General features: G+C 68.9%; 23 protein-coding genes. 4 read left to right on the plus strand and 19 right to left on the minus strand.

All coding sequences use genetic code 11. The features are described 5' to 3' along the window. Positions 1 to 2: 2 nt before the first annotated feature. Positions 3 to 2294 carry a phosphoenolpyruvate synthase gene (ppsA, locus tag K3U94_RS12750; protein WP_220693948.1) on the minus strand — a complete coding sequence of 764 codons (2292 nt, stop codon included), beginning with the start codon at positions 2292 to 2294 and terminating at the stop codon, positions 3 to 5. Positions 2295 to 2322: 28 nt separating this feature from the next. Further along, positions 2323 to 4359: an erythromycin esterase family protein gene (locus tag K3U94_RS12755; RefSeq protein ID WP_220693949.1), complete on the minus strand. Its 2037-nt coding sequence runs from the start codon at positions 4357 to 4359 to the stop codon at positions 2323 to 2325. A gap of 245 nt (positions 4360 to 4604) precedes the next feature. Between K3U94_RS12755 and K3U94_RS12760 the strand changes: the two genes are divergently transcribed. Further along, complete coding sequence (locus K3U94_RS12760) at positions 4605 to 5039, plus strand: Hsp20/alpha crystallin family protein (RefSeq protein WP_047318007.1); 435 nt, start codon at positions 4605 to 4607, stop codon at positions 5037 to 5039. A 24-nt stretch (positions 5040 to 5063) separates the two neighbouring features. Then, complete coding sequence (locus K3U94_RS12765; RefSeq protein ID WP_220693950.1) at positions 5064 to 5966, plus strand: universal stress protein; 903 nt, start codon at positions 5064 to 5066, stop codon at positions 5964 to 5966. 27 nt (positions 5967 to 5993) lie between these two features. On the opposite strand, the gene secG is transcribed toward K3U94_RS12765, so the two are convergent. The 13 genes from secG to K3U94_RS12830 all read right to left on the minus strand — a co-directional run bounded on the left by secG (position 5994) and on the right by K3U94_RS12830 (position 19207). Then, the gene (gene secG, locus K3U94_RS12770; protein WP_047318009.1) at positions 5994 to 6227 is read right to left on the minus strand and encodes a preprotein translocase subunit SecG; all 234 of its coding nucleotides are present in this window, start codon (positions 6225 to 6227) and stop codon (positions 5994 to 5996) included. Between the two features lie 43 nt (positions 6228 to 6270). Further along, the gene (gene tpiA, locus K3U94_RS12775) at positions 6271 to 7056 is read right to left on the minus strand and encodes a triose-phosphate isomerase (RefSeq protein WP_220693951.1); all 786 of its coding nucleotides are present in this window, start codon (positions 7054 to 7056) and stop codon (positions 6271 to 6273) included. Beyond that, positions 7053 to 8288, minus strand: coding sequence for a phosphoglycerate kinase (locus tag K3U94_RS12780; RefSeq protein ID WP_220693952.1), 1236 nt, complete (start codon positions 8286 to 8288; stop codon positions 7053 to 7055). Before K3U94_RS12780 ends, tpiA begins: the two co-directional genes overlap by 4 nt. A gap of 7 nt (positions 8289 to 8295) precedes the next feature. Continuing rightward, complete coding sequence (gap, locus tag K3U94_RS12785) at positions 8296 to 9318, minus strand: type I glyceraldehyde-3-phosphate dehydrogenase (protein WP_220693953.1); 1023 nt, start codon at positions 9316 to 9318, stop codon at positions 8296 to 8298. 49 nt (positions 9319 to 9367) lie between these two features. Continuing rightward, the gene (locus K3U94_RS12790; RefSeq protein WP_220693954.1) at positions 9368 to 11128 is read right to left on the minus strand and encodes a DUF3556 domain-containing protein; all 1761 of its coding nucleotides are present in this window, start codon (positions 11126 to 11128) and stop codon (positions 9368 to 9370) included. 75 nt (positions 11129 to 11203) lie between these two features. Beyond that, positions 11204 to 12187: a DNA-binding protein WhiA gene (gene whiA / locus K3U94_RS12795; protein ID WP_036458526.1), complete on the minus strand. Its 984-nt coding sequence runs from the start codon at positions 12185 to 12187 to the stop codon at positions 11204 to 11206. Next, on the minus strand, positions 12178 to 13257 hold the full coding sequence (locus tag K3U94_RS12800; protein ID WP_047318014.1) for a gluconeogenesis factor YvcK family protein: 1080 nt from the start codon (positions 13255 to 13257) through the stop codon (positions 12178 to 12180). The genes whiA and K3U94_RS12800 overlap by 10 nt, the downstream gene beginning before the upstream one ends. A 58-nt stretch (positions 13258 to 13315) precedes the next feature. Continuing rightward, on the minus strand, positions 13316 to 14251 hold the full coding sequence (gene rapZ / locus K3U94_RS12805; RefSeq protein ID WP_047318015.1) for an RNase adapter RapZ: 936 nt from the start codon (positions 14249 to 14251) through the stop codon (positions 13316 to 13318). Then, entirely contained in the window at positions 14248 to 16206 is a 1959-nt protein-coding gene (uvrC, locus tag K3U94_RS12810) for an excinuclease ABC subunit UvrC (RefSeq protein WP_220693955.1), read from the minus strand. The genes rapZ and uvrC overlap by 4 nt, the downstream gene beginning before the upstream one ends. Before the next feature lie 68 nt (positions 16207 to 16274). Then, positions 16275 to 16694 (minus strand): PH domain-containing protein, encoded by a 420-nt coding sequence (locus K3U94_RS12815; RefSeq protein WP_047318017.1) that lies wholly within the window; start codon positions 16692 to 16694, stop codon positions 16275 to 16277. Between the two features lie 47 nt (positions 16695 to 16741). After that, positions 16742 to 17224, minus strand: a complete 483-nt coding sequence (ribH, locus tag K3U94_RS12820; RefSeq protein ID WP_047318018.1) for a 6,7-dimethyl-8-ribityllumazine synthase — start codon at positions 17222 to 17224, stop codon at positions 16742 to 16744. Then, positions 17225 to 18502 (minus strand): bifunctional 3,4-dihydroxy-2-butanone-4-phosphate synthase/GTP cyclohydrolase II, encoded by a 1278-nt coding sequence (locus K3U94_RS12825; RefSeq protein ID WP_220693956.1) that lies wholly within the window; start codon positions 18500 to 18502, stop codon positions 17225 to 17227. A gap of 96 nt (positions 18503 to 18598) precedes the next feature. Beyond that, entirely contained in the window at positions 18599 to 19207 is a 609-nt protein-coding gene (locus tag K3U94_RS12830) for a riboflavin synthase (RefSeq protein WP_220693957.1), read from the minus strand. A 41-nt stretch (positions 19208 to 19248) separates the two neighbouring features. On the opposite strand from K3U94_RS12830, the gene K3U94_RS12835 reads away from it, so the two are divergent. Both K3U94_RS12835 and K3U94_RS12840 read left to right on the plus strand, forming a co-directional pair. Then, entirely contained in the window at positions 19249 to 19947 is a 699-nt protein-coding gene (locus tag K3U94_RS12835; protein WP_220693958.1) for an LppX_LprAFG lipoprotein, read from the plus strand. Beyond that, complete coding sequence (locus K3U94_RS12840; RefSeq protein WP_220693959.1) at positions 19947 to 21482, plus strand: MFS transporter; 1536 nt, start codon at positions 19947 to 19949, stop codon at positions 21480 to 21482. The genes K3U94_RS12835 and K3U94_RS12840 overlap by 1 nt, the downstream gene beginning before the upstream one ends. Before the next feature lie 13 nt (positions 21483 to 21495). Here K3U94_RS12840 and ribD read toward each other — a convergent pair whose 3' ends face one another. From ribD to fmt, 4 genes are read right to left on the minus strand one after another with little or no spacing between them, the layout of a single operon-like run. Beyond that, positions 21496 to 22527, minus strand: coding sequence for a bifunctional diaminohydroxyphosphoribosylaminopyrimidine deaminase/5-amino-6-(5-phosphoribosylamino)uracil reductase RibD (ribD, locus tag K3U94_RS12845; protein WP_220693960.1), 1032 nt, complete (start codon positions 22525 to 22527; stop codon positions 21496 to 21498). Then, on the minus strand, positions 22524 to 23201 hold the full coding sequence (gene rpe / locus K3U94_RS12850) for a ribulose-phosphate 3-epimerase (RefSeq protein ID WP_200900616.1): 678 nt from the start codon (positions 23199 to 23201) through the stop codon (positions 22524 to 22526). The genes ribD and rpe overlap by 4 nt, the downstream gene beginning before the upstream one ends. Before the next feature lie 4 nt (positions 23202 to 23205). Further along, positions 23206 to 24612 carry an RsmB/NOP family class I SAM-dependent RNA methyltransferase gene (locus tag K3U94_RS12855; protein ID WP_220693961.1) on the minus strand — a complete coding sequence of 469 codons (1407 nt, stop codon included), beginning with the start codon at positions 24610 to 24612 and terminating at the stop codon, positions 23206 to 23208. Further along, positions 24609 to 25541 carry a methionyl-tRNA formyltransferase gene (gene fmt, locus K3U94_RS12860; protein ID WP_220693962.1) on the minus strand — a complete coding sequence of 311 codons (933 nt, stop codon included), beginning with the start codon at positions 25539 to 25541 and terminating at the stop codon, positions 24609 to 24611. Before fmt ends, K3U94_RS12855 begins: the two co-directional genes overlap by 4 nt. Between the last annotated feature and the right edge of the window lie 223 nt (positions 25542 to 25764).

The following is a 25764-nucleotide window of genomic DNA, read 5'->3' on the forward strand; positions in this document are numbered from 1 at the left end:
GCTCAGCGATCCCCCCGCGCCGAATCCAGCAGCAGCCGACGCTCGGCGGCGGCCACCGCCCGGCGTGCCGCCGCCGCGGCGTCCGGGTTCACCGACACCGAGGTGATCCCCATCCGGACCAGGTGCTCGGCGAACGCCGGGTCGGTGGACGGCGCCTGGCCGCACAGCGATGACGTGACGCCGTGCATCCGGGCCACCTCGATGATCCGCGCGATCGCGTCGAGCACCGCCGGGTCGGACTCGTCGAACAGTTCCGCGCAGACCTCCGAGTCGCGGTCGACCCCGAGGATCAGTTGGGTCAGGTCGTTGCTGCCGATGGAGACGCCGTCGATGCCCAGCCCGATGTACTCGGGCAGCCAGTACACCACCGACGGCACCTCGGCCATCACCCATCGGTGCAGACCGCGCTGCGATCCCAGCGGGCTGGCATCCACCAGCGCCAGGCACGATTCCAATTCCCAGCGGGTCCGCACGAACGGAATCATCAGGTGCAGGTTCGGGTGCTGTTCGCGGGCCCGGGCCAGCGCTTGGAGCTCCGGGGCGAAGACATCGGGTTCACGCACGTAGCGGTAGCAGCCCCGGTAGCCGATCATCGGATTGTGCTCCACCGGCTCGTAGGCCTCGCCGCCGCGCAGTCCGCGGAACTCGTTGGTGCGAAAGTCGGTGGCGCGGTAGACGACCGGCCGGGTGCCGAACGGCGCGGCGATCCGGCTCAGGGAGGTCACCATCGCGTCGACCAGCGTGGCCTGCTCGCCGTGGGCGATCAGGTCGCGCGGGTGTCGGCCGGAAAGCGCTTCGGTGAGCATGAATTCGGCGCGCAACAGACCGACGCCGTCCACATCCTGCGCGGCGACGGCTTCGGCCGAGTCGGCCATCGCGAGGTTCACGTAGATCTTCGTGCCGGTGACCTCACCACCGCCGCCAACCTGCGGCGGCGGCGCCGAGGGCGCTGACACGCGTACCGCGGACTCAACGCCGGAGGTGACCAGTCCCTGGCTGCCGTCGACGGTCACCGACTGGCCGTTCTGCAACACGGTGGTGGCGTTGCCGGTTCCGACCACGCACGGCACCCCCAGCTCGCGCGCCACGATCGCGGCGTGGCAGGTCATGCCGCCGGCCTCGGTCACCAATGCAGCGGCCCGGCGCAGCGTCGGCAGCCAGTCCGGGTTGGTCATCGGGGCCGCCAGGATCTCGCCGTCGCGCAGCTGGTCGCCGTCGCTCGGAGAACGCAGGATGCGCACCCGGCCGGTGGCCGAACCCGGAGCCGCAGGCAGACCGCGCAGCAGGATTCCCGCTGTCGGCGCGGCGTCGGCCCGGTGGCCGCCGACCGTCGTGATCGGCCGGGCCTGAACCAGCCAGACCCGGCCGGACTCGATCGCCCACTCCACATCCTGGGGGCAGCCGTGGTGGTCCTCCACCGCTACGGCGAGTTCGGCGATGCGACTCACCGTCGCGTCATCGAGGACACGGGCGTCGGCCTGGTCGGGCTCCAGCGCCACCGTGACGTCGTGGCCGTCGGGACCGCGCTCGATCTTGAACGCCTGGTGGCCGACTCTGGTGTCCAGCACCGCCAGGGTCTGCTTGTCGACGACGTAGGTGTCGGGCTGGACCTTTCCAGACACCACCACTTCGCCCTGCCCGACCGCGGCCTCGATCACTACCTGATCGGGTGCTCCGGTGCCAGGGTTGTTGGTGAACGCGACGCCGGATCGTTCGGCCGCGACCATCTGTTGCACCACCACCGCCATCGCGGGGTCGGCGGTGAACCCTCGGCTGGCCCGGTAAGTGACCACCCGAGGGCTGAACAGCGAGGCCCAACAGCGCAGCACCGCATCGACGACAGCTTCCTCGCCGGTCACGTTGGTGATGCTCGCGTTCATCCCGGCGAACGACGCGTCCCGGCCGTCTTCGCCGGTCGCCGAGGAGCGCACCGCGACACCGCATTGCGGTCCCAGCCGACGGTAGGCCTCGACCAACTCGGCACGAACCGGCTCTGCGATGCCCGCTACGGCCACCAGCTGCTGCATCTTGTGGCACAGTTCGGTCAGTTGGTCGCTGTCGTCGACCTGGACCAGCGCCGCGCGATGCAGCCGCGCAATTTCGCCGTCAACGCCGGCGGCCTGCAGCGACGTCAGGTAGCCGCTGCGCAGCAGCACGAAGCCCGGCGGGACCGGAAGCCCGGCCGCCACCAGCTCCCCCAGGTTGGCTCCTTTTCCGCCGGCCTCATCGGCGTCGGCTGACCGTAGGGTTGCGAAGTCCCGGACACAGCTGCGGGTTTCGAGGTGGGTCGACATTGCCACTCCTGTGTCATTGACCGGGCTGCTACAGGCCGCTCGGATAGGTTTCCGGGTTCTGCCCGGAAACCCAAAGGCTCGTGACCTCTAGAGGTTCCAGGGCGCGGGTGGTGCCGATATGAATGATCGCATCGAACTGGTCGGCGGGCCTGGCGTGGAAGTAGTGGCTCTGTCGTTCGGTGGCGGGCTGGTAGATCACGCCGATGGCGCGGTTCAACCGGACGGCGCCGAGCGCGGCGGTCGCCTCGGACGGGGCGAGCGTCGACACGGCGAACTCCGCTTTGCCGGTGGCGTGCAAGAGCTCTTCGATGCTGCCGTTCAACGCCGGCCGCACGACCTTGTGTTCGGCGGGCCCGCCCCACTCGCTGGCGGCGGTGACGGTGCCGCTGTAGGTGCTGAAGCCCATGAGCCGCGCCGCATCGCCGTACCGCTGGCGCACCAACTGACCGAGTGTGAGCTGGCCGTCGCCGGACATCTCGGTCGCCCTGGCGTCACCGACATGAGAATTGTGGGCCCACACCACGATTCGGGCGGGCGGTGCACCGGGGGCGTCGATACGATGGTCGAGGTGGGCCAGTAGCGCGTCCAAGGTCTCCGCCATGTGCTGGTCGCGTAGGTTCCACGAGGTGACCCGACCGCTGAACATCGATCGGTAGTACACCTCGGCGTTGTGGACGGTGTGCGCGTTCTGCAGGGCGTCGAAGAGCGCGTCCGCAACGGTCAGTCCGTCACGTTGGGCGTAGCTCAGTGCGTTGCGCTGCAACTCGACCAGTTGCTCGATTGCCTCCCGCTCACAGGACGGTCCAGCGCCGAACGCCGCACCATATCCGTAGGCCTGACCGTCGTCGGCGCCGGTGTGGTCGAAACACGCGTAGCGGCGTCGCGCGCGGGTCGCCGCGGCCGGGTCCATCGTCTCCAGGTAGCTGATCACCGCCTGCATCGAACGGTGCAGGCTGTAGAGGTCCAATCCGTAGAATCCGGCTTGCCGGCCGGGGGATCCGGAGCGCTCATTGTGGGCGCGCAGCCAGTCGACGAAGTCACGGACCACGGTGTTGCGCCACATCCACGCCGGGAAACGCTCGAATCCGCTCAGCGCCGCATCGGCGTCGGTGTCCTCCCCCAAGCCGCGAACATAGCGGTTGACCCGGTAGGCGTCCGGCCAGTCCGCCTCGGCGGCAACGGCACAGAACCCCTTTTCCTCGATCAGCCATCGGGTGATCTCCGCGCGTGCCGCGTAGAACTCGTGCGTGCCGTGCGAGCTCTCACCGATCAGCACGATGCGGGCGTCGCCGATCAGCTCCTCCAACATCGCCCGCGGCGGGACACCGGCCGGGGCATCGATCGCGGCCCCGCGAATCGCCTCGACCGCGGTGGGCCCCGGCTCCCCGCGGGTGGCCGGGGTGGCCAACAGCGTGCGGACCTCCTCGTCGCTGACCTGGCTGAAGTCCCAGAACGACTCGCCGACCGCACGAAACGGGGTGGGCATGGTGGCGCACACCACGTCGTCGACCAGACCGGCGAATTCCCGGCAGGTCGATTCGGGAGCCGCCGGAACGGCGATCACGATGTGTGCGGGCTCGGCGTCCCGCAGCGCCTGCACGGCCGCGAGCATGCTGGCGCCGGTGGCCAGCCCGTCGTCGACCAGGATGACGGTCTTACCGGCAACGGCTACCGGCGGCCGCCCGTCCCGGTAGACCGACTCGCGCCGGGCCAGCTCACGGCCTTCCCGCTCAGCGATGTCACGCAGCTGCTGGGGGCTGATCCGCAGACCGCGCACCACGTCGTCGTTGAGCACCACCCGGCCGCCGCTGGCGAGCGCTCCCGCCGCGAACTCTTCGTGGCCGGGCGCACCCAGTTTGCGAACGATGAAGGCGTCCAACGGCGCCCCGAGTGCGGCCGCGACCTCCCAGGCCACCGGGATGCCTCCCCGCGCCAGACCGAGCACGATCACGTCGTCGCGGCCCCGGTAGGCCGTCAAGAGTCCGGCCAGCACACGTCCGGCTTCGCGACGGTCGCGAAACAGTCGCCGCGCCCGTGGGCTTCTGACATCCGTTGTCTCGGTCATCTCCGTCACCGCCGTCGTGCCTCGGTCGGTCGCCGCCGCACAACACCACTGTGCTCCGGGGCCACCTCCCGATGCCAGGGCCCGAAGTCCCCGCCCGGCGGGGCCGTTCGTCAGCGTCGCCCAGTGCCGCCGACCGTGCCCCGATTGACGACGAGCATCCCTACCCACAGAGGACTTCCGGCCCTGCCCGGAGAGTTTCGGGGCGAGTGGAATCGGAAGTATCCCAACGAGAGGAAGGACAAACCATGAACGACCTGCAAACCCGGCGGCAGCCACGGTCGCTGCTCCCGGAGTTGTCCGAACTGTTCAGCGGGTTCCCGTCCTGGGCCGGGCGCTGGCCCGTGCTGGAAGGGAACCTGATTCGGCTGGAAGACCAGATGGAGGAGGGCCACTACGTGGTGCGCGCCGAGCTGCCTGGCATCGATCCGGCCAAGGACGTCGACGTCACCGTGCATGACGGTCAGCTGACCATCAAGGCCGAGCGCACCGAGAGCAAAGAGGTCAAGGGCCGCTCGGAGTTCTCCTACGGCTCCTTCGTCCGGTCGGTCACGCTGCCGGCGGGCGCCGACGAGGACGACATCAAAGCCAGCTACGACAAAGGCATCCTGACCGTTTCGGTGGCGGTCAGCGAGCCGGCGACCCCAGCCGAAAAGCACATCAAGGTACAGGCCACCAGCTGAGCTGGTTGCCGGAGTGGAGTCGAAATGTCTGGTACCACAGCGGGTTCCGGAATTATTGTCGGGGTCGACGGATCGCCGGCCTCGCGTGAGGCCATCCGGTGGGCCGTCCGCGAGGCGAAGCTGCGCAATGTCGCGCTGAGCATCGTGCACGCAGTTCCGCCGGTGCCCCACGCCGCGGTGGAGTTCGTCTCCGCCGCCGGCCTGGACGCTGTGCAACAGGAGCGGGTCGCCGAGGGACAGCGGGTGATCTCCGACGCGATCGACCTCGCCCGGGCTGCGGAGGCCGAAACTCCTGGCCGCCCGCTGGATGTCAGCGGTGAGGTGATCGAGGGCCCTGCGGTGCCGACCCTGGTGGACCTGTCCAAAGCGGCGCGCCTGATGGTGGTCGGCCCGCGTGGTCTGGGCATGATCGGTGAGATCCTGCTCGGATCGGTCACTACGGAGTTGGTGCGCCATGCGCACTGCCCGGTCGCAGTCATCCACGGCCGGGCGGCCACCGCGGCCCAGCCGAACCGGCTGCCGGTGGTCGTGGGGATCGACGGATCCCCGACGTCCGCGCTCGCCACCGAGATCGCTTTCGACGAGGCGTCATGGCGTGGCGTGGACTTGATCGCCGTGCACGCCAGCGTGGACGGGTCCGCGCTGGCACTTCCCGATGCGGAGTGGGCTGCGTTGACGGGCGGCTCCGAGGCAGTACTGGCGGAATGCCTGGCCGGCTTCCAGGAGCGCTACCCAGACGTGACGGTACATCGCCTACTGGTACTCGACCGCCCGGCCAGGCACCTCATCGATCATTCCAAGTCGGCGCAGCTGGTCGTCGTCGGCAGCCATGGCCGGGGTGGTTTCGCGGGGATGCTACTGGGCTCGGTGAGCAACGCCGTGGTCCACGCGTCCCAGACGCCGGTGATCGTGGCGCGGGCGGGCTGACCCGCTCGATCTGGGTGCGGTGGGCCGTCAGCTGTACTTGATCAGCAGGCCCACCGCGATGATCGAGATCAACCAGATGGCGATGACGAAGTAGGTCAACCGGTCCAGGTTCTTCTCGACCACGGTGGAGCCGGACAGGCTGGACTGCACGCCGCCGCCGAACAGGGTCGACAGGCCGCCGCCCTTGGCGCGGTGCAGCAGCACCAGCAGGATCACCAGCAGGCTGGTGATCACCAAGAGAATCTGCAGCGTCAAGATCATGCCGCTACCCTACCGTTCGCCCTGTGCCGGCCCCGGTGCTGGGTCACGGCAACGGCCCGCCGGCGGCCAGCGCCGCCAGCATCGCGAACTGCTCACCGTCGAGCGACGCGCCGCCCACCAGGCCGCCGTCCACATCGGGCTGGCCGATGAGTTCGCCGACGTTCTTGGCGTTGACCGAACCGCCGTAGAGCACCCGGATGGTGTCGGCGATCTTGGGCGAGGCGAGCTTGCCCAGTTCGCCGCGTACGGCCGCGCACACCTCCTGTGCGTCGGCCGCGCTGGCCACCCGGCCGGTGCCGATCGCCCACACCGGCTCGTAGGCGATCACGCTCGCGCCGATCTGCTCGGCGCTCAGCCCGGCCACCGAGCCGCGCAACTGCTCCAGGCAGTACTCGACGTGGTTGCCGGCTTCCCGGATCTCCAGGTGCTCGCCGATGCAGATGATCGGGGTCAGGCCGTGCTTGAGGGCGGCGGCGGCCTTCGCGGCGACCAGCGCGTCGTCCTCACCGTGGTAACTGCGCCGTTCGGAGTGCCCGACGACGACGAAGGTGCAGCCCAGTTTGGCCAGGAACGCGCCGCTGACCTCCCCGGTGTAGGCGCCCGCGTCGTGCTGCGACAGGTCCTGGGCGCCGAAGGTCAGCCGGAGCTTGTCCCCGTCGACCAGGGTCTGCACGCTGCGCAGGTCGGTGAACGGCGGCAGCACCGTGACATCGACCTTGTCGAAGTACTTGTCCGGCAGCGCGAAAGCCACCTTCTGCACCAGTGCGATCGCCTCGAAGTGGTTCAGGTTCATCTTCCAGTTGCCGGCGATCAGCGGCTTACGACTCATGACGACCCTCCGGTTTCCAGTACCTGTAGGCCTGGCAGTGGTTTGCCCTCAAGGTATTCCAGGGACGCCCCGCCGCCGGTGGAGATATGCGAGAAGCCGTCCTCCGGCAGGCCCAGCGCGCGTACCGCGGCAGCGGAGTCACCCCCGCCGACCACGCTGAAGGCGCCCTTGCGGGTCGCGCTCGCGATCGCTTCGGCGATGCCTTTGGTGCCGGAGGCGAACGCGGGGAACTCGAAAACACCCATCGGGCCGTTCCAGAAGATGGTCTTGGCGTTGGACAACAGCGTGGCGAACCGGATCACCGAGTCGCCCCCGATGTCCAGGCCCATCATGTCGTCGGGAATCCGATCGGCCGCCACTGCTCGCGGCGTGGCGTCGGCGTCGAACTTATCGGCGACGACGATGTCCACCGGCAGCCGCAGCACATCGGCGTAGTCATCGAGCAGTTGCCGGCAGGTGTCCACCATGTCGGCCTCCAGCAGCGAGGTCCCGACCTGAAGGCCTTGGGCCGCCAGGAAGGTGAAGCACATGCCGCCGCCGATCACGATGCTGTCGGCCTTGGTCGCCAGCGACTTGATCACGCCCAGCTTGTCGGAGACCTTCGACCCGCCCAGCACCACCGCATAAGGCCGCTCCGTCGACTCGGTCAGCTGCTGCAACACCTGGATTTCCGCGGCGACCAGCGTCCCGGCGTACGACGGAAGCAGCGTGGCGATGTCGTAGACGGAGGCCTGCTTGCGGTGCACCACACCGAATCCGTCGGAGACGAAGGCCCCCGGCGAACCGTCCGGCGCGGCGACCAGCTCGGCCAGTGCCCGGGCCAGAGCCAGGCGTTCGTTGTCGTCCTTGCTGGTCTCCCGCGGGTCGAAGCGGATGTTCTCCAGCAGCAGCACGTCGCCGTCGGTCAGGCCTTCGGCGCGGGCCAGGGCATCGGTGCCGACCACGTCACCGGCCAGCTGGACGTGCCGGCCCAACTGCTCGCCGAGCGCGGCCGCGACCGGCGCCAGCGACAGTTTGGGGTCCGGACCGCCCTTGGGGCGGCCCAGGTGCGCGGTCACCACGACCTTGGCGCCGGCGTCGACCAACGCGCGCAGCGTGGGCACCGACGCGGTGATCCGGCCCAGGTCGGTGATCTTTCCATCGTCGAGCGGGACATTCAGGTCGGAGCGCACCAGCACGCCCCGCCCCGTTACACCCTCGGCGATCAGGTCTTGGACTGACTTGACGGCCACGATCGCGTTACAGCGACTTGCCGACGAGGGCGATCAGGTCGACCAGCCGGTTGGAGTAGCCCCACTCGTTGTCGTACCAGGAGACCACCTTGGCCTGGTCGTCGATCACCTTGGTCAGGCCCGAGTCGAACAGCGAGCTGTGCGGGTCGGTGACGATGTCGCTCGACACGATCGGGGCGTCGTAGTACTTCAGGATGCCCTTCATCGGCCCCTCGGCGGCGGCCTTCATGGCGGCGTTGATGTCCGCGACCGACGCCGACTTGCTCAACTCCGCGGTCAGGTCGGTGACCGAGCCGGTGGGGATCGGCACCCGCAGCGCGTAACCGTCCAGCTTGCCCTTCAGCTCGGGCAGCACCAGCCCGATCGCCTTGGCGGCGCCGGTACCGGTGGGCACGATGTTGATCGCGGCGGCGCGGGCGCGACGCAGGTCGCTGTGCGGGCCGTCCTGCAGGTTCTGGTCCTGGGTGTAGGCGTGGATGGTGGTCATCAGGCCCTTGACGATGCCGAACTCGTCGTTGAGCACCTTGGCCAGCGGGCCGAGGCAGTTCGTGGTGCACGACGCGTTGGAGATGATGTTCTGGCTGCCGTCGTACTTGTCGTCGTTGACGCCCAGCACGATGGTGATGTCCTCATCGGTGGCCGGCGCAGAGATGATGACCTTCTTGGCGCCGGCGTCCAGGTGACCCTTGGCCTTAGCGGCGTTGGTGAAGATACCAGTGGACTCGACGACGACGTCGACACCGAGGTCGCCCCAGGGCAGGGCCGCCGGGCCTTCCTTGACCTCCAGGGCCTTGATCTTGGTGTTGCCGACGACGATGGTGTCGTCGCCTTCAAGGCTGACGTCGTGGGGCAGCCGGCCCAGGATGGAGTCGAACTTCAGCAGGTGCGCCAGGCTGGCGTTGTCGGTCAGGTCGTTGACCGCGACGATCTCGATGTCGGTGTTGTTGCCCAGGGCTTTCTGCGCGTCCAATGCCCTGAAGAAGTTCCGCCCGATGCGGCCGAAGCCGTTCACGCCTACCCGGACCGTCACTGGTCTCTCCTCTGTCTTACTTGAGATTGCTGGTGTGTTCGCCGTCAGCCTAATGCGTGATGCGCCCCACAGGCCCCTCGGTACGGCGGACCGGGAACTCGTCGCCCGGCTCGGGCCACGGCTGGCGACTGAGCATGTCGGCCACCGCCACGTAACCCGCTTCGATCAGCCCAGATTTGGCGTCGACAATCCGGTAGGCCTGTTCTCGCCGATGGATGGGTTGGCCTTCGAGCACGATCACCCGCAGGTCACCCTCGGCGAAGTGGCAGCGGCGCTGCACCGCCGCGAGCAGCTGCTCGTTGTGCAGGTGGCCTTCGCCGAAGTTCCACCCGATCAGCGGGCCGGCGATGATCTCGCCGTCGCGGATGTTGTAGTCGGCCACGTTGGCCTCGCCGTTTAAAGCCCGGGGCAACAGTCCGTTCAGTGCGCGGCCCTGCAGGTGCATGGCCCGGAACGCCCCCGGGACTTTGTCGGCGACGAGATCGGCGGTGGCCTGGTCGTAGAACTTCGCCAACTGGCTGATGACCAGCGCCGAGCTCTTGACCACGTTGGCCTCCACGATGTCCTCGGCGCCGTCTCGAAAGCACCAGAAGCTGGCCGCCCAGTTTCCGGCGTAATAGCGCATGGCCGGCAGGAACGAAATCTGCTGCGGAAACATGTTTCCGGCCACCGGGATCACGATGAGCCCGGTGAACAAGATGGCCATCAACAGCGGCGACCTCAGGTCGTAGACGCTGACTTCGGGGTGCTGCCCGAACAGGAAGAACAGCGAGAAGAGAAAGAAGACGTTCCATTCCAACGGGACTCCCATCGGGAGGTTGGACAGGATGTTGAGGTGGAAGATCACCATGAACGCGATCAGGAACCACCGCCACGGGTGATCGCCGGCAACGAGCACCAGTAGCGCCGGCACGACGAATTCGGCTGTGGTGCCCCCGACGTGTGCCATCAGCTGCGGTATCCGAGTGGGCCGCAGGTCGTTGATGTGATCGCGGTACATCCGGTGCTTGAGGCCGGTGAAGATCTTCGAGCGCAGCAGGGCATTGTTGCTCGTCATCACCGCGACCACATACGGGAAGTGGTGGTTGAGCTTGGATGTGGCCGCACCCCACCACAATCCAAGGACGATGAGCTTGAACGCAGCCATCTGGTCCACATACGGAAAGAAGAAGACGAGCAAGGTCAGGCCGTAATGCTCGGCACGAGCGGCCAGAAAGATCGTCTTGTCCCGCAGACCCGGCAGGACCAGGGCGACGATCATCGGCGCCACCAGCAGCGGGTCGAGCAGGCCCGCCGGGCCGGGGTCGCCCTGCCCCGGTGACAGCAACGCCCAGATGCCAGAGCCCAACACCGCGGCGTACAGCGCGACGTCGACCACGGTGCGAGTGTCGCCGCGGGTGAGCGGAACCTTGCCCGGCCAGGGCGGCAATCGGATTGTATTGGGCCGCAACCAGTACAGGACACCGCCGATGGGTGGCCAGAAGCGGGCGGTCAGCGGACCCGATCCGCAGCCCAGGCCCAGAATCTCGAACAGCAGGCTGAAGACAACGAGCTTCTGGTAGACGATCGGCTGTGTCCACCAGTCGGCGATGCGGCCGAGCTCGCCCAGCCCCGGGGTCAGTGCGATGACCGCCGCGGCGCCTACGGCGTAGGCCACGATCTTGAGCAGATAGATCAGGTAGACCCCCGACGGGGTGCCGAAACCCTGTTCGGCCCAGTGCCTGCTGCAGACCTGGACCCGGGTCGCCCACGGGGTGGCGCGCCACGTTTCGGGGTCGACATCGGGAACCGACGGTTTGATGAACCCCATGCTGTCCTCACTCCCTGCCGTGTGCCCGTTCTGTTATAGCGGTAAGAACAGGCGCGGGAAGTGGTTTCGGCTCCGCTAGGCGTCTTCGAGCAGCTCCGGGGTGACCGCGGACTCGGTGTCGGGAATACCGTCCTGCTTGGCCTTGCGGTCGGCCATCGACAAAAGCCGCCGGATCCGCCCCGCCACCGCGTCTTTGGTCATCGGCGGGTCGGCCAGCCGGCCCAGTTCCTCCAGGGATGCCTGCCGGTGCTCGACGCGCAGCTTGCCGGCCGAAGCCAGATGATCGGGCACGGTGTCGCCGAGGATCGCCAGTGCGCGTTCCACCCGCGCCGCCGCGGCCACCGCCGCCCGCGCGGAGCGGCGCAGGTTGGCGTCGTCGAAATTGGCCAGCCGGTTCGCGGTCGCACGCACCTCACGGCGGATCCGGCGCTCCTCCCAGACCAGCCGGGTGTCCTGGGCGCCCATCCGGGTCAGCAGCGCCCCGATCGCCTCACCATCGCGCACCACCACTCGGTCCGCACCACGCACCTCGCGGGCCTTGGCGCTGACCCCGAGCCGGCGGGCCGCGCCGACCAGCGCCAGGGCGGCCTCCGGGCCCGGGCAGCCGACCTCCAGAGCCGACGAGCGACCCGGCTCGGTGAGCGAACCGTGCGCCAAAAACGCTCCCCGCCAGGCAGCTTCGGCATCAGCGACGCTGCCGCCGACCACCTGGGCGGGCAGGCCGCGCACCGGGCGCCCGCGCAGGTCCAACAGCCCGGTCTGGCGGGCCAGAGCTTCACCGTCCTTCGTCACGCGCAGCACGTAGCGGGTGCTCTTACGCATTCCGCTGGCCGTCAGCACGTGCACGATCGCGTTGTAGCCGTACAGGTCGAAAATGTCCTTGCGCAGCCGCCGCGCGATGACCCCCAGGTCCACCTCGGCTTCGACCACGACCCGACCGGCCACGATGTGCAGTCCGCCGGCGAAGCGCAGCAGCGCCGCGACCTCGGCGCGGCGCGCACTCACCGAACTGACCACGAGACGGCTCAGCTCGTCCTTGACTTCGGCCGTCATCGCCACGACTTGTCACCTCCCGGCCCGAGCCCGCTCGGTCCACTCACGCCGGATTGCCGGCCCCCGCCCTCGGCCTGCGTCGCTACCGGCGTCGGAACGGTCAACGTCGATGCGTCGATGCTCCGAACCCCGTCTAGCGCCGCCGCCAACTTTCCTGGGTCATGTAAAGGTGTACCAGGTCGGGCCACATCCACGAACCGAACCTCGGCACCGAACAAGTTGGCGGCACGCCGCAGCTGCTCACGCTCACGCTCGCTGGGCACCCGGCCTGCGTCGATGATGATGTGGTCCACGGTGAATCCGGGCGCGTGTTGAGCCAACACGTGTAGGTGGCGCTCGACGGAGAATCCCGCGGTCTCCCCCGGCTCGGCCACCAGGTTGAGCACCAGGGCGCGTCGGGCCGTGGTGTTCTGCAGCGCCGCGGCCAGCCCCGGCACCAGCAGATGCGGGATCACGCTGGTGAACCACGAGCCCGGGCCGAGCACCACCAGATCCGCGGACATGATGGCGTCCACCGCTTGGCGGGTGGCCGGCGGGTTGCCGGGCAGCAGCCGCACCCGGCGTACCTTGCCCGGGGTGGTCGCGATGGCGACCTGCCCCCGGATCAGCCGGAACAGTCGAGGGTCGGCTTCCAGCCCGGACACGTCGGCTTCGATCTGCAGCGCGATCGGGCACATCGGCAGCACTCGCCCCTTGACGCCCAGCATCCGGCCGAGTTCGTCGAGTGCGGCCACCGGGTCGGCGAGCACTTCGTTGAGACCGGCCAGCAGCAGATTGCCGATCGGATGCCCAGCGAGGGCGCCGCTGCCGCCGAACCGGTGCTGCAAGATGGTCGCCCACAGCTGGCCCGTCGGGGTGTCGGACGCCAGCGCCGCGAGTGCCATGCGCAGATCCCCGGGCGGTACCACGTTCAGTTCGCCGCGCAGCCGGCCCGAGGAGCCGCCGTCGTCGGCGACGGTGACCACCGCGGTGACGTGCGGAGTCAGCCGGCGGGCAGCCGACAGCGTCGCGTACAGGCCGTGCCCACCACCGAGCGCGACGATGCTCGGGTTGCCGTTCGCGGGCTCAACGCTCACTGGCGCCGCTCCTCCTCATCGCTCCGCAAGCTCCGCTCTGCATCGTCGCCGGCGCAACTCATTCGCGGCCCAGATCCCGGTGCAGCACCCGCACCGACAGCTCGTCGTTGTCGTCCTGGGCGTCCAGCAGTCGCGCCAGGGCCTCGGCGATGGCCACACTGCGGTGCTTGCCGCCGGTGCACCCGATGGCCAGGGTCATGTACCGCTTTCCCTCTCGTCGATAGCCGCCGACCATCAGGGCCAGAAGCCGGTGATAGCCCGCGAGGAACTCATCGGCGCCCGGCTGGCTCAGCACGTAGTCGCGCACCGCCGGATGCTGACCGGTGTGCGGGCGTAATTCGTCGACCCAGTGCGGGTTGGGCAGGAAGCGCACGTCCATGACCATGTCGGCGTCCATCGGCAGCCCATACTTGAAGCCGAAGGACTCGACCGTGATGGACGTGGGAGCGCTGACCGCATCACCGCCGAACATCTCCTCGATGCTCTCCCGCAGTTCGCGCACGCTGAGCACCGAGGTGTCGATGACCAGGTCGGCCACCGCGCGCACCGGCGCCAGCATGATCCGCTCGGCGGCGATGCCCTCGGTGAGGGTCTGCTGGCCCTGCAGCGGGTGGCTGCGGCGGTTGTGCTCGTAGCGGCGAATCAGTACGTCGTCGCTGGCCTCCATGAACAGCACGCGCGGATTGATGCCGCGGGTGGCCAGTTCGGTGCGCACCGAGTCCAGGTCTCCGGTGAAACCGGCCGAGCGCACATCCATCACGACTGCCAGCTGGGTGATCCGGGAACCCGCCGCCAACCCCAGGTCCACCATGCGGGTGATCAGGTCCGGTGGCAGGTTGTCGGCGACGTACCAGCCCAGGTCCTCCAGTACCTTCGCCGCGGTGCCGCGCCCCGCGCCGGACAGACCCGTCACCAGGACGACGTCGATGCCTGCGCCGTCTCCGGGGCCGGCGACATCGCGCTCCCGCACGCCTTTCGGTGATTCCGTGGTCATCCCGACATCCGTTGCTGTTCAGCGGCGCCCGCCGCGCCGTCGGCTCCCAGCGCCTCAAGGACAGCGGCGGCGGTCGCCGCGCCGATCCCCGGGATCGAGGTGAGCTCTTCGACGGTAGCCCTTTTCAGCCGTGCCACCGAACCGAAATGGGAGATCAGCACCTTGCGCCGGTGCTCGCCGAGCCCGGGCACCGCATCCAGCACCGACTCCGTCATCCGCTTGGAGCGCTTGCTCCGGTGGTAGGTGATGGCGAACCGGTGCGCCTCGTCGCGAATGCGCTGCAACAGGTAGAGCCCTTCGCTCTGCCTCGGCAGGATGATCGGGTCCGGCTCAGACGGCACCCACACCTCTTCCAATCGTTTGGCCAGTCCGATGGTGGCGACGTCGGTGATACCGAGCTCGGCCAGCACAGCGGCCGCGGCATTGACCTGTGGCGCACCGCCGTCCACCACGTAGAGGTTCGGCGGGTAGGCGAACTTACGCGATTTTCCTTCCGGGGCAAGAATTTCGGCGTCCAGGTGCCGGCGGAACCGACGACGTGTCACTTCGGCGATCGAGGCCACATCGTCGGACCGTCCCTCACCGGCGGCCTCCCGAATCGCGAAGTGGCGGTAGTCCGACTTGCGGGGCAAGCCGTCCTCGAACACCACCAGCGACCCGACCACATCGGTGCCCTGCACATGACTGATGTCGACACACTCAATGCGCAGTGGAGCGTCGGGCAGGCCCAGGGATTCCTGAATATTCTGCAGCGCAGCGGATCTGGCGGTGAAATCCCCGGCCCGTTTCATCTTGTGTTGCTGCAGTGCATCTTTGGCATTGCGCTCGACCGTCTCCGCCAGCACCCGCTTGTCCCCGCGCAGCGGCACCCGCAGCGAGACCCGCGAACCCCGCAGCTTCGACAACCAGCTGGTCAGCTCGTCTGAGTTGGCCGGCAGGCAGGGCACCAGCACCTCGCGCGGCACCGGGTTGGTGGGTTCGTCGGCCGCACCTTCCAATTCGGCCTGGTCCCCGTAGAACTGGGTGACGAACTGCTCGACCAGCTGTTCCAGGGAGCTCTCGGCGTCGCCGGGGTCGCCGGGCTTCTCGACGATCCAGCCGCGCTGTCCGCGCACCCGTCCACCGCGCACGTGAAACACCTGAACCGCCGCTTCCAGCTCGTCGTCGGCGAATGCCACCACGTCGGCGTCGGTACCGTCACCGAGCACCACGGCCTGCTTTTCCAGCGCCCGTTTCAGCGCGGCGACGTCGTCGCGCAAGCGCGCGGCCCGCTCAAAGTCCAGTTCGTCGGAGGCGGCCAGCATCTGCTGCTCCAGACTGCGGACCAACCGGTCGGTCTTGCCGGCCAAAAAGTCGCAGAAGTCGTCCACGATCCGCCGGTGCTCCTCGGCGCTCACCCGCCCGATGCACGGCGCCGAGCACTTACCGATGTAGCCCAGCAGGCAGGGCCGGCCGATCTGCTGGTGCCGCTTGAACACCCCGGCCGAGCAGGTGCGGGCCGGAAACACCCGCAGCAGCAGGTCCAGGGTTTCGCGAATCGCCCAGGCGTGCGAGTAGGGACCGAAGTAGCGCACCCCCTTGCGGCGCGGCCCGCGGTAGACCATCAGCCGCGGGTACTCCTCGTTCAAGGTGACCGCCAGCACCGGGTAGCTCTTGTCGTCGCGGTAGCGGACGTTGAAGCGCGGGTCGAACTCCTTGATCCAGTTGTATTCCAGCTGGAGAGCCTCGACCTCGGTGTTGACCACCGTCCACTCCACCTTGCCGGCGGTGGTCACCATCTGGCGGGTCCGCGGGTGCAGGCCGGCGATGTCGGCGAAGTACGACGTCAGCCGGGACCGCAGGTTTTTCGCCTTGCCCACGTAGATGACCCGGCCGTGCGGGTCGACGAACCGGTAGACGCCGGGCGCGACGGGAATGGACCCGGGCGCCGGGCGATAGGTCGCGGGGTCTGGCACGGGTTCCAGGCTACTTTCTGCGGCGAGCAGACGTGAAAGTCGCGGATTTCATGCAAAATAGGGTGCTTTCACGTCTGCTCGCCGGGGGGCCGGTAGCGCGCGACCAGGGCCCGCAAGGCCCGCATGGCCTCGACGGCGTGCTCCTTGTCCGCGGACTGGATGGCCACCAGCGGAATGTACTCGTCGTCGGGCAACTCCAGCCGGGCCCAGCGCTTGCCGGGCGGGAAGGACACGCCGACCACCTGAGACCAGGGAATCAACCGGTCCCCGAGCGCATTGCGGACCGACACCCCGGACTCGCCCGCCCGTACGCGGGCCCGCGTCAACAGCAGCAGCGCACCGGCCACGATGACGCCCAGCACCACCACTGCCACCCGGTCGTAGGTACGAAAGATCACACCGCTGGCGCGGATCGTCAGCAAGAAGCTCACCACGACGTGGATGGTCACGATCAGGATGGCGACCGTCCATAGGCCGTAGCGCATCATGCGCGGACGTACCTGAAGATCCCAGCGCGGGGATCCGGCCCCGGGCGTCACAGCACGGCGCGAAGCTCGCGCAGGGTCAGCGCCGTACTGAGTGCTGCGGCCGCTGCCTGAGCACCCTTGTCCTCGGTCGAATCCGGCAGCCCGGCGCGGTCCAGCGCCTGCTCCTCGTCGTTGACGGTGAGCACGCCGTTGGCCACCGGGGTAGCCGCATCCAGCGACACCCGGGTCAGGCCCTGGGTCACTGCGTCACATACATAGTCGAAATGCGGTGTGGCACCGCGGATCACAACACCCAACGCGACGACGGCGTCATGGTTGCGGGCCACTTCCTGTGCCACCACCGGGATCTCGATCGCCCCGAGCACCCGCACCACTGTCGGTTCGGCGATGCCCGCGTCGGCGGCCACCTTGCGGGCCCCGGCCAGCAGGGCATCACAGATACGGGTGTGCCAGGTGCTGGCCACGATCGCCAGACGCACACCAGAGGCGTCGAGCGCCGGCATGTCCGGCACTCCTGCGGCAGGACTCATCTACAGCGCTCCACCGAATTCGTCCGGCAGCAACGAGGAGTCGTCGAAGTCCTCCAAGCCGGTCAGTTCGTGGCCCATCCGGTCTCGCTTGGTCAGCAGGTAGCGGATGTTCTCCGAATTGGCCCGCACCGGCAGCGGTACCCGCTCGATGATGTGCAACCCGTAGCCGTCCAGCCCGACGCGCTTGGCCGGGTTGTTGGTGAGCAGCCGCATCGAACGAACACCGAGGTCCGAGAGGATCTGCGCCCCGATTCCGTAATCGCGTGCATCGGCCGGCAAACCCAGCTTGAGGTTGGCGTCGACGGTGTCGTCACCGGCATCCTGCAGCTGGTAGGCCTGCAGTTTGTGCAGCAGCCCGATGCCACGGCCCTCATGCCCACGCATGTAGAGCACCACCCCGCGGCCCTCCTGCGCGACCATCGCCAGCGCCGCGTCCAGCTGGGGCCCGCAGTCGCAGCGCCGGGAGCCGAACACGTCGCCGGTCAGGCACTCCGAGTGCACCCGAACGAGCACGTCGTCGCCGTCGTTGTGCGGCCCGGCGATCTCGCCGCGCACCAGCGCGACATGCTCGACGTCCTCGTAGATGCTGGTGTAGCCGACCGCGCGGAACTCGCCGTGCCGGGTCGGGATGCGGGCCTCGGCGACCCGCTCGATGTGCTTCTCGTGCTTGCGGCGCCACTCGATCATGTCGGCGATGGAGATCAGGGCCAGGCCGTGCTCGTCGGCGAAGACCCTCAGCTCTTCGGTCTGGGCCATGGCGCCCTCGTCCTTTTGGCTGACGATCTCGCAGATCGCGCCGGCGGGCTGCAGGCCGGCCATCCGGGCCAGGTCGACCGCGGCCTCGGTGTGGCCCGGCCGGCGCAGCACCCCGCCGTCCTTGGCGCGCAGTGGCACCACGTGGCCCGGGCGGGTGAAATCGTCGGCGACACTGGCCGGGTCGGCCAGCAAGCGCATCGTGGTGGCCCGGTCAGAAGCCGAAATCCCGGTTCCGACGTTGTTTTTCGCGTCGACGGTGACGGTGTAGGCGGTGCCGTGCTTGTCCTGGTTCACCGCATACATGGGCAGCAGGCCCAGCCGGTCGCAGATGGCGCCGTCCAGCGGCACGCACAGATAGCCGGAGGTGTAGCGGACCATGAACGCCACCAGCTCGGGGGTGGCCTTCTCGGCGGCGAAGATCAGATCGCCTTCGTTCTCGCGGTCCTCGTCGTCGATGACGACGACGGCCTTGCCGGCCGCGATGTCGGCAACCGCCCGCTCGACGGTGTCCAACTTCGTCATCTGTGCCACCTTGGTTTCGCCGTCGGAAAGCGCCCCGTCGGCGCAACCCGCCCAACCAGTATGAACCACCCCGGACCCACGGTTCGCCCCGTGGACTCATTCCGTGGGCTTTGTCACCAGTCGCTCGACGTACTTGGCGATCACGTCCACCTCGAGATTGACCAGCGTGCCGACCGCGGCCCGGCCCAGTGTGGTCAGCTCCAGCGTGGTCGGAATCAGCGAGACTTCAAAGAAGTCATCGGGATCAGCGCCGAGCCCGGACACCGTCAGCGAGGTCCCGTCGACGGTGATCGAGCCCTTCTCCACCACGTAACGGGCCAGCGACGCCGGCAGCCCGATCCGCACCACCTCCCAGTGCTGCCCCGGGGTGCGGGCCAGGACCCGCCCGGTGCCGTCGACGTGGCCCTGCACGATGTGCCCGCCCAGCCTGCTGTTCAGGGCCGCCGCACGTTCCAGGTTCACCGGGCTGCCGACCTGCAACGATCCGAGGCTGGACCGATCCAGCGTCTCGCGCATCACGTCGGCGCTGAATCGACCGCCGGGCTGCACATCGACCACGGTCAGGCACACCCCGTTGACGGCGATCGAGTCGCCGTGGCGGGCGTCGGAGGTGACGGTGGGGCCAGCGATGACCAGGCGCGCAGCGTCGGCGAGGTCCTCACGGCCGACCAGCTCGCCCAGTTCCTCGACGATTCCGGTGAACATCGCACCAGGCTAGACCGCGCCTGCCCGGCGGCCTCTATACGATGTCCCCCATGCGCAGACTTCTCATTGCCCTGGCCACCGCGACCACTGCCGCCGCGCTGTTCGCCGGCTGTTCTTCCAAGGATGCCGGCGGACCGCTGCCGGACGCGACGACGCTGGTCAAGGAATCGGCCACCACCACCGCCAACCTCCAGAGTGCGCATCTGGCGCTCTCGGTGACCGGCCAGATCAAGAACCTTCCGGTCAAGACCCTCGAGGGTGACCTGACCACCCAGCCGACCACCGCGGCCAAGGGCAGCGCGACGATCATGATGCTGGGCTCGGACGTCGACGCCAAGTTCATCGTCATCGACGGTGACCTGTACGCGGCGATCACCGGCGATGACTACGACAACTACGGCGCCGCCGACAAGATCTACGACGTGGCCGCGATCCTGAGCCCGGACAAGGGGTTGGCCAACATGCTGTCCAACCTGACCGACACCAAGTCCGCCGGCCGCGACACCATCAACGGCCAGAAGGCCGTCCGCGTCACCGGCAACGCGCCCGCTGACTCCGTGAACTCGCTGGCGCCGCAGCTGAAGGCCACCGCACCGACGCCCGCCACGGTCTGGATCCAGGAGGACGGTGACCACCAGTTGGTTCAGGCCCAGCTCGACCCCAGCGCGGGCAACGCCATCCAGATGACCCTGTCGAACTGGAACGCACCGGTCACGATTGAGAAGCCGGCGGGAGCGTAATGCGGGTCAACCGCACACTCGCGATCGGCGCCGGCAGCCTCGCCGTCCTGCTCGGTGCCCTCGACACCTATGTCGTGGTCACGATCATGCGCGACATCATGGCTCCGCAGCCGGCCGGTGTCGGCATCCCGATCAACAAGATCCAGCAGCTCACGCCGATCATCACCTGCTACCTGCTGGGCTACATCGCTGCGATGCCGCTGCTGGGCCGGGCCTCGGACCGGTTCGGCCGCAAGCTGCTGTTGCAGGTCAGCCTGGCCACGTTCGCCATCGGATCGGTCGTGACGGCTCTGTCGGCCGACCTGTCGATGCTGGTGGCTGGGCGCACCATCCAGGGCATCGCGGCCGGGGCGCTGTTGCCGGTGACGTTTGCCCTCGGTGCTGACCTGTGGGCAGAGCGCCGCCGGTCGGCGGTGCTGGGTTGGATCGCCGGCGCCCAGGAACTGGGCAGTGTGCTGGGACCGCTGTACGGCATCTTTATCGTCTGGGTGCTGACCAGCTGGCGGGACGTGTTCTGGATTAACGTGCCGCTGACCCTGCTGGCCATGGTGTTGATCCACTTCAGTCTCCCCTCGCAGTCCACGGACGGCCCCCGGGAGCGCGTCGACGTGGTCGGCGGGCTGCTGCTGGCGGTGATCCTGGGACTGTTGACGATCGGCCTGTACAACCCCGACCCCAGCGCCAAGCAGGCGCTTCCCGACCACGGTGTGGCGTACCTGTTGTTCGCGGCGATCGCGCTGGTGGCGTTCACGGTCTGGGAGATCAGGTCACCGACGAAGCTTCTCGACCCGACCGGCGCCCGGATGGGCCCGTTTCTGGCCGCGTTGGGCTCCTCGCTCTGCGCCGGCGCCGCGCTGATGGTCACCCTGGTTGACGTCGAACTGTTCGGCCAGGGCGTGCTCGGAAAGACCCAGAACGAGGCGGCGATGCTGCTGCTGTGGTTCCTGGCCGCACTGCCCGTCGGCGCCGTGGTGGGCGGCGCGATCGCCACCATGGTCGGTGACCGGCTGGTGACGTTCGCCGGGCTGCTGATCGCCGCCGTGGGCTACTGGTTGATCTCGAAGTGGCCGGTGGACCTGATGGCCTACCATCACGAGATTCTCGGCCTGAGCCTTCCGGCGGCACACACCGACCAGCTGCTGGCCGGGTTCGGTTTGGGCCTGGTGATCGGACCGCTGACCTCAGCGGTGATGCGGGCGGTGCCGCCGCGGGAGCATGGCATCGCCGCGGCGGGTGTGGTGGTGGCCCGGATGACCGGGATGCTGATCGGCATGGCCGCGCTGTCGGCGTGGGGCCTCTACCGGTTCAACCAGATCCTGGCGGGTAAGTCCAAAGCGGGCGGCGACCTGGTCGAGAAGATGCAAGCCGTTGCACACAACTCCAGGGAAGCATTCGCGGAGATGTACGGCGAGATCTTCGGGATCACCGCCATCATCTGTGTGGTGGGTGCGGTGCTCGGGCTCTTCATCGGCAGTAACAGCGATTCCGCCGAGGACCCCGAAGTGCCCGAGCCGGAGGCCGCCATCGCGCGGTGAGCGGGCCCAGCCGTTAGTGCGGCACCAAGCTCAGCAGCAGGTCGGGGCCGATCTGCTCCATGGTGTCGAAGCGCCAGCGCAATGCCCGGGCAATGTTGGGCACGCCGACGTCGTCGACGGCGGTGACCGGCCCGCCCAGCAGAATCGGCGCCACGTAGGCCAGGATGCGGTCGATGGCTCCGGCCCGCAGGAACGCTCCGGCCAGCGTGGGCCCACCCTCGAGCAGCACGTCGGTGCGGTCGGAAAGCGCCCGCAGCACCTCGGCCGGATCGTGGGTGCGGATCACCATGGTGCGCGAGTCGTCGTTGAGCACGTGCGCGTCCGCAGAGATCTCGCGTTCCCCGACCACCACCCGCAGCGGTTGACGATCGGCCAGGGTGCCGTCGGGTAGCCGGGCCGTGAGCGTGGGATCGTCGACGAGCACGGTGCCGGTGCCGACCACGATGGCGTCGGCTGCCGCCCGACGACGGTGCAGGTCAGCCCGGGCGGCCTCGCTGGTGATCCACTGACTGGATCCGTCGGCAGCCGCGCTGCGACCGTCGATGCTGGTGGCGTACTTCCAGGTGACGTGCGGCCGGCCGGTGCGTTGCTTGTGCAGCCACTCCCGCAACGGACCGGCGCTCACGGCCGCGGCTTGCACACCGGAGATCACCCGCACGCCCGCATCGGCCAGCCGCCGCGCCCCGCCCCCGGCGTCCGGGTTGGGGTCGTCGACGGCGTAGACCACCTGCGCCACCCCGGCGGCCAGCAACGCATCCACGCACGGCGGGGTTTTGCCGTGGTGATTGCACGGTTCCAGCGTGATGACCGCCGTACCGCCGGCGCTCAGGTCGCCGGCCCGGCGCAGCGCCACCACCTCGGCGTGCGCCTCACCGGCCGGGCGAGTCCCCCCGACGCCGGCCACCCGGCCGTCACCGTCCAGAATGACCGCGCCCACCGGAGGATTCGGATAGGTGTTGCCCTTGACCCGCTGCGCCTGTTCGATCGCCAGCAGCATCGCTGCGTCATGGTCGACGGCATGCTCGGCGGCCGGCCTGGTGCTCATGCGCGCAGATGCGGTGACGCAGCCAATGCCTGGCGGCGCAGTGATTCAACAGCGACGCCCGGGTCCGCGGCGCTGTAGACGGCAGAGCCGGCGACGAAGCAGTCGACGCCGGCCGCGGCGGCCTGTTCGATGGTGTCGGCGTTGATGCCGCCGTCGATCTCCACCAGGATGCTCAACTCCCCGGCATCGACCAGCTTGCGCACCGCACGGACCTTGCTGAGCACCTCGGGGATGAAGGACTGTCCGCCGAATCCGGGCTCCACCGACATCACCAGCAGGGTGTCGAAGTCCCGCAGGATCTCCAGGTAGGGCTCCAGCGGCGTGCCGGGCTTGATGCTGAGTCCGGCTTTGGCGCCCGCGGCGCGAATGTCGCGGGCCACGGCGACGGGATTGTCGGTGGCCTCGGCGTGGAAGGTCACGTTGTAGGCGCCGGCCTCGGCGTAGGGCGGCGCCCAGCGACCCGGATCCTCGATCATCAGATGGCAGTCCATCGGGATGTCGGTGGCCGCCAGCAGGCTCTGCACCACCGGCAGGCCCAGCGTCAGGTTCGGAACGAAGTGGGCGTCCATCACATCGACGTGCAGCCAGTCCGCGCCCTTCACAGCGGCGGCCTCATCGGCGAGGCGGGCGAAATCGGCCGACAGGATCGACGGCGCGATCATGGCTCGTGACATGGGCTCAGATTACTTGTAGCGCCGCAGCGAACATGGCGTCGGTACCGTGCCGGTGCGGCCACAGCTGCACGTGCGGGCCGTCTCCGAGCGCGTCGACCGGCGCGAACAGTTCCCGGGTGTCCAACGCGCGCACCGGATGCCGCCGCAACGCGTCGGCCACCACACCGACCGTCTCGGCCAGGTGCGGCGAGCAGGTCGCATACAGCACCACTCCCCCCGGCCGGGTCAGACCGATCGCCGCGGCCAGCAACTCACGCTGCAGTTTCGCCAGCACCGGGATGTCGGCGGGCTGACGGCGCCACCGGGCTTCGGGCCGCCGGCGCAGGGCGCCCAGACCGGTGCAGGGCGCGTCGACCAGCACCCGGTCGAAGCCGGGTTCCAGACCGGACTCGCGGCCATCGGCGGTCAGCACCTCTACGCCCAGGCCCCGGGTGTTCTCGGCGACCAGTGCGGCCCGGTGCGCCGCCTGCTCCACCGCGGTCACCCGCGCTCCGGTCTGCGCGCCGAGGGCGGCCAGCAGCGCGGTCTTGCCGCCCGGCCCGGCGCACAGGTCCAACCACCGGCCGGTGTCGGCCTCGACCGGAGCCAGCGTGAGGGCACGTGCCACCAGCTGGCTGCCCTCGTCCTGGACCAGGGCCTGACCGGCGCGCACGGCGTCAAGCTGCCCGGGGTCGCCGCCGGGAAGATAGACGGCGTAGGGCGAATACCGGCCGACTTCGCCGCCCACCGCGGCGGCCAACTCGGCCGCAGTCAGGGCGCCCGGTCGGGCCGCGAGATGCACCCGGGGGCGCTCGTCGTCAGCGGCCAGCACCGTATCGAGCTCACCGGCGGCGGCCCCCAGCGCGTCAGCGAATGCCTGCGCGATCCAGCGCGGGTGGGCTCGGACGAACGCGGCGTGGCCGATCGGGTCGCTGTCGGCGTTCGGCGCCAGTTCCGCGGTCCAGGACTGCTCGTCGCGGGTGCTGATGGTGCGCAGCACACCGTTGACGAAACCTGCTCGTGCGGAGTCGAATTCGATGGCCGCCTGCTCGACGGTGGTCGATACCGCCGCGTGCGGCTCGACGCGGGTGCGAAGGAGTTGATAGCTGCCCAGCCGCAGCAGGTCCAGCAGCACCGGGTTGATGGTATCGGGTGAGCGCTGCGCGGCCGCGCCGATGATCGCGTCGAGCAGTCCGCGGACCCGGCAGGTGCCGTAGGTCAGTTCGGTGGCGAAAGCGGCGTCGCGGCCGGTGATTCCGCGCTCGGCCAGCAGCGCCGGCAGCGCCAGGTTGGCGTAGGCATCGCGCTGCGAGACCGCCTGCAGCACATCGAATGCGGCGCGGCGCGCCGGGTCCAGCGGTTTCCGGCGGGGCTTGCGCGGGCCGGCCTGGGGGCGCTGCGGCCGGCGCTGGCCTCGTTGCGGTCCGGTCATGACGCCCGCACCTCCGAGCCGAGCCGGGCACCACGGGCCCAGTCGGCGGCCGCCATGAGTTTCTTTCCGGGTGGCTGGATCTGGCCCAACCGCAGCGGCTCTGACCCGGTGCCGACCCACACGTGTCGCCGGTCGACTTGAATATCCCCGGGTGACAGTCCTTCTGGCCCATCGTCGGCAAGGCCGACGGGACCGACCCTGACGCGCAGGTCACCGATCATGCTCCAGGCGCCCGGATTCGGGGTCACGGCGCGGATCCGGCGCTCGATCACCGCGGCCGGCAGGTCCCAGCGCACCCGTGCATCCTCGACGCTGATCTTCGGCGCATAGCTGACCCCCTCGCTCGGCTGCGGCACCGCGTGTAGCGCGCCGTCGGCGATTCCGTCGAGGGTCGCCGCCAGCAGTTCGGCACCCGAGACCGCCAGCCGTGCCAGCAGTTCACCCGCGGTGTCATCGGCCCGGATCGTCTCGGTCGCGACACCGTATACCGGCCCGGAGTCCAGCTCCGGCTCGATGCGAAACGTCGTCGCACCCGTCACCTGGTCGCCGGCGGCGATCGCCGCCTGCACCGGGGCCGCACCCCGCCAGGCCGGCAGCAGGGAGAAGTGCAGGTTGACCCAGCCGTGCGTCGGCACCGCCAACAACGCGTCGCGCAGCAGCGCCCCGTAGGCGACCACGGGGCAGCATTCCGGCGCCAGTTCGGCCAGCTCGGCGACCGACTCCGGTGCGTTGGGCTGGGCCGGCCGCAGCACCGGAATACCGTGGTCCAGGGCGCGGCGAGCCACCGCAGACGGCTGCAGGCTCCCCCGCCGGCCGGACGCCGCGTCGGGCCGGGTGAGTACCGCCACCACGTCGTGGCGCGGCGAGTCGATCAGCCGTTGCAACGACGGCAACGCGGTTTCCGGGGTGCCGGCGAAGACAATGCGCACCGGGACAGTTTAGGGAAGTCGCTGAGGGCGTTTCGTCAGCACGGGAGGGGCCCGGCCAAATGCGCGCAGGCCCCATCGACGCGCGCCGTCCCCATGCGGGCACAGACACCCCACAGAACATTGGTAGATGACTACTATTGCGTATAGCAACTATAGGCAACTATCACTGTAGTCAGCGGTATAGATCTCGCCTCGGCGCGACGGGCCGCGCGACAACGGCGTC

Source organism: Mycolicibacter heraklionensis, assembly GCF_019645815.1.
GTDB lineage: Bacteria > Actinomycetota > Actinomycetes > Mycobacteriales > Mycobacteriaceae > Mycobacterium > Mycobacterium heraklionense.

What these genes read in the sequence shown, in the direction of transcription:
- ppsA (WP_220693948.1), bottom strand. Translation starts at nt 2,294, where the DNA reads ATGTCGACCCACCTCGAAACCCGCAGCTGTGTCCGGGACTTCGCAACC.
- K3U94_RS12755 (WP_220693949.1), bottom strand. Translation starts at nt 4,359, where the DNA reads ATGACCGAGACAACGGATGTCAGAAGCCCACGGGCGCGGCGACTGTTT.
- K3U94_RS12760 (WP_047318007.1), top strand. Translation starts at nt 4,605, where the DNA reads ATGAACGACCTGCAAACCCGGCGGCAGCCACGGTCGCTGCTCCCGGAG.
- K3U94_RS12765 (WP_220693950.1), top strand. Translation starts at nt 5,064, where the DNA reads ATGTCTGGTACCACAGCGGGTTCCGGAATTATTGTCGGGGTCGACGGA.
- secG (WP_047318009.1), bottom strand. Translation starts at nt 6,227, where the DNA reads ATGATCTTGACGCTGCAGATTCTCTTGGTGATCACCAGCCTGCTGGTG.
- tpiA (WP_220693951.1), bottom strand. Translation starts at nt 7,056, where the DNA reads ATGAGTCGTAAGCCGCTGATCGCCGGCAACTGGAAGATGAACCTGAAC.
- K3U94_RS12790 (WP_220693954.1), bottom strand. Translation starts at nt 11,128, where the DNA reads ATGGGGTTCATCAAACCGTCGGTTCCCGATGTCGACCCCGAAACGTGG.
- rapZ (WP_047318015.1), bottom strand. Translation starts at nt 14,251, where the DNA reads ATGACCACGGAATCACCGAAAGGCGTGCGGGAGCGCGATGTCGCCGGC.
- K3U94_RS12815 (WP_047318017.1), bottom strand. Translation starts at nt 16,694, where the DNA reads ATGATGCGCTACGGCCTATGGACGGTCGCCATCCTGATCGTGACCATC.
- ribH (WP_047318018.1), bottom strand. Translation starts at nt 17,224, where the DNA reads ATGAGTCCTGCCGCAGGAGTGCCGGACATGCCGGCGCTCGACGCCTCT.
- K3U94_RS12825 (WP_220693956.1), bottom strand. Translation starts at nt 18,502, where the DNA reads ATGACGAAGTTGGACACCGTCGAGCGGGCGGTTGCCGACATCGCGGCC.
- K3U94_RS12830 (WP_220693957.1), bottom strand. Translation starts at nt 19,207, where the DNA reads ATGTTCACCGGAATCGTCGAGGAACTGGGCGAGCTGGTCGGCCGTGAG.
- K3U94_RS12835 (WP_220693958.1), top strand. Translation starts at nt 19,249, where the DNA reads ATGTCCCCCATGCGCAGACTTCTCATTGCCCTGGCCACCGCGACCACT.
- K3U94_RS12840 (WP_220693959.1), top strand. Translation starts at nt 19,947, where the DNA reads ATGCGGGTCAACCGCACACTCGCGATCGGCGCCGGCAGCCTCGCCGTC.
- ribD (WP_220693960.1), bottom strand. Translation starts at nt 22,527, where the DNA reads ATGAGCACCAGGCCGGCCGCCGAGCATGCCGTCGACCATGACGCAGCG.
- rpe (WP_200900616.1), bottom strand. Translation starts at nt 23,201, where the DNA reads ATGTCACGAGCCATGATCGCGCCGTCGATCCTGTCGGCCGATTTCGCC.
- K3U94_RS12855 (WP_220693961.1), bottom strand. Translation starts at nt 24,612, where the DNA reads ATGACCGGACCGCAACGAGGCCAGCGCCGGCCGCAGCGCCCCCAGGCC.